The sequence below is a fragment of the Okeania sp. genome, assembly GCF_983059655.1.
Genome location: NZ_CEZPJD010000574.1, coordinates 2,707 through 5,227, shown reverse-complemented (window position 1 = coordinate 5,227; position 2,521 = coordinate 2,707). Strand labels below are relative to the sequence as shown.

General features: G+C 41.3%; 1 protein-coding gene. It reads right to left on the bottom strand.

Translation table 11 applies throughout. The features are described 5' to 3' along the window. On the bottom strand, window positions 1-2,521 hold a 2,521-nt coding region (locus tag AC3DU7_RS24415; RefSeq protein WP_488041892.1), incomplete at both ends, for a type I polyketide synthase.

Genomic DNA, 2,521 nt, shown 5'->3' with positions numbered 1-2,521 from the left:
TCGGACGTAATGATGGCAACCACACACCTACATCTTCTGGCAAACACCGACGCCCCATACCTAATAATATTGGTTTTGGTCCGACTTCTAGGAAAATATCAATTCCTTGTTGATGTAGAGCATTCATACTTTGAGCAAACTTCACTGGTTGTCGGACATGATCTACCCAATATTTAGCGGTAGTTATGCTACTACTATCTGCCTTTGTACCTGTAACGTTAGATATTACTGAAACCCTGGGGATATTATAGTCAAGTTGATTAGCTACCTTTTCAAATTCCTCTAACATTGGTTCCATTAGAGGTGAATGGAAAGCATGGGATACCTGTAGTTGTTTAGTTTTAACTCCCTCGGACTCTAACTTACTAGCGATCGCTCTTACCGCTTCTGACTCTCCAGAAATTACCACACTTTCTGGCCCATTAATCGCTGCTATAGCTACTTTATCTGTGTAGTCTTTTAGGAGAGGACGTATTTTTGACTCTGAGGCCATAACAGAAACCATTTCACCACCAGAGGGTAACTTTTGCATTAACCGTCCCCTGGCAGTAATTAATTTTAATCCGTCTTCTAAACTAAAGATTCCTGCTATTGTTGCTGCAACATATTCACCTACACTATGACCCATAACTACATCTGGTTGAATACCCCAAGATTGCCATAATTTAGCCAAAGCATATTCAATAGAAAACAGTGCTGGTTGAGTATAAGCAGTTTGGTGTAGTGGTGATGAATCAGAATCTTCTGCAGTCTCAGAATATATAACATCTAACAGAGAAATTTCTTCTGATTCTGCTTGCTCCTCAACAATTGAACTGAAAATTTGATTACATTGGTCGATCGCCTGTCGGAAAACAGGAGCTTGCTCGTATAATTCCCGACCCATATTCACGTATTGGGAACCTTGACCAGTGAATAAGAAAGCCACCTTTGGTAAACTGCTGCTAGATACTTGTCCAGAGTATATTTCCTCCCCAGTTAAGCCAGCACTTAATTTCTCCAATAATTCTGCTTGATTAGCTCCGATAACTGCTAACCTGTGATTAAAATCAGTACGTCCTGTATTAGCTGTATAACAAATATCAGCCAACTCATTCTCATTGCTTCCTTCCTGTTCCAGATAATTTTGATAACGAACAACCAACTCCTCCAAAGCTTTTTTGGTTTTACCTGACAGAGTTAATAAATGGAGTGGTCGATCTATATCATTTTTACTTTTGACTTCCTCTGGTGCTGATTGTAAGATAACATGAGCATTAGTCCCACTCATCCCAAACCCACTAATTCCTGCCAAAAGAGGTTTACCTGGTTTTTCCCAAGGTACAACACTTGTTGCCACCTGTACCGGAATTTTATCCCAATCAATCTGAGGGTTAGGTTGATTAAAATTAAGATTTGGGGGAATTTCCTTATTTTGCAGAGCCAAAATAATTTTAATTAAACCTGCAACCCCAGCAGCAGCTTCTAAATGCCCCACATTACTTTTAACCGCACCCAAAACCAGAGGTTCATCCTTACTTCTTTCTCGACAATAAACCTCATCAATAGCTTTGACCTCTAGAGGATCTCCCAGAGAAGTTCCCGTACCGTGACACTCAACATAGTCAACTGCTAACGGGTCTACCTTAGCATTTACCAAAGCTTGCCGAATTACCTTCTTTTGTGCCTGTTGATTAGGAACTGTCAGACCACTACTAGGGCCATCATGGTTAATCGCAGAACCTTTTACAAGAGCCAAAATGCGATCGCCATCTGCCACAGCATCCCGAAGACGTTTGAGGACAAGTATGCCACAACCCTCACCCCTGGCATAACCATCAGCATTCGCATCAAAAGTCTTGCAACGACTATCAGGAGACAATGCTCGACCTTTACAGAACCCATGAGTAACAGTGGGATGAAGCATTAAATTTACCCCTCCCACCAGAGAAAGGTTAGATTCTCCACTGCGCAAACTCTGACAAGCTATATGCAAAGTAACTAATGATGAGGAACAAGTTGTATCCAGAGTAAAAGTTGGTCCTTGTAACCCAAAAACATAAGCCACGCGACCGGAGGAAGTATTCATTGCCGTACCCAGACCCAAATAAAAATCAGCCAGGTTATTTGGTAAGGCATCTATACCAATCAAGGTATAATCATTAAAACATTGACCTATGTATACTCCAGTATCACTATTTTTCAAACTTCTAGGTGAAATACCTGCATTTTCTAATGCTTCCCAAGTTACCTCCAACAAAAGTCGTTGTGATGGGTCCATCTTATTTGCCTCTGCCCCAGAAATACCGAAAAAAGCGGGGTCAAACTGGTCTACTTGTTGTTGGAGAAAATAACCATGACGAACGTATATTTGGCCTGGTGCTTCTGGATCTGGGTTGTAGTAGCGGTCGTTATCCCATCGATTTTTAGGAATCTCTACTCTGCCATCTACTGATTCTCTGAGAAATTCCCAGTAAGATTCCGGAGTATCAACACCCCCTGGAAAACGACAAGCAGTACCAATAATTGCTATTGGTTCGGT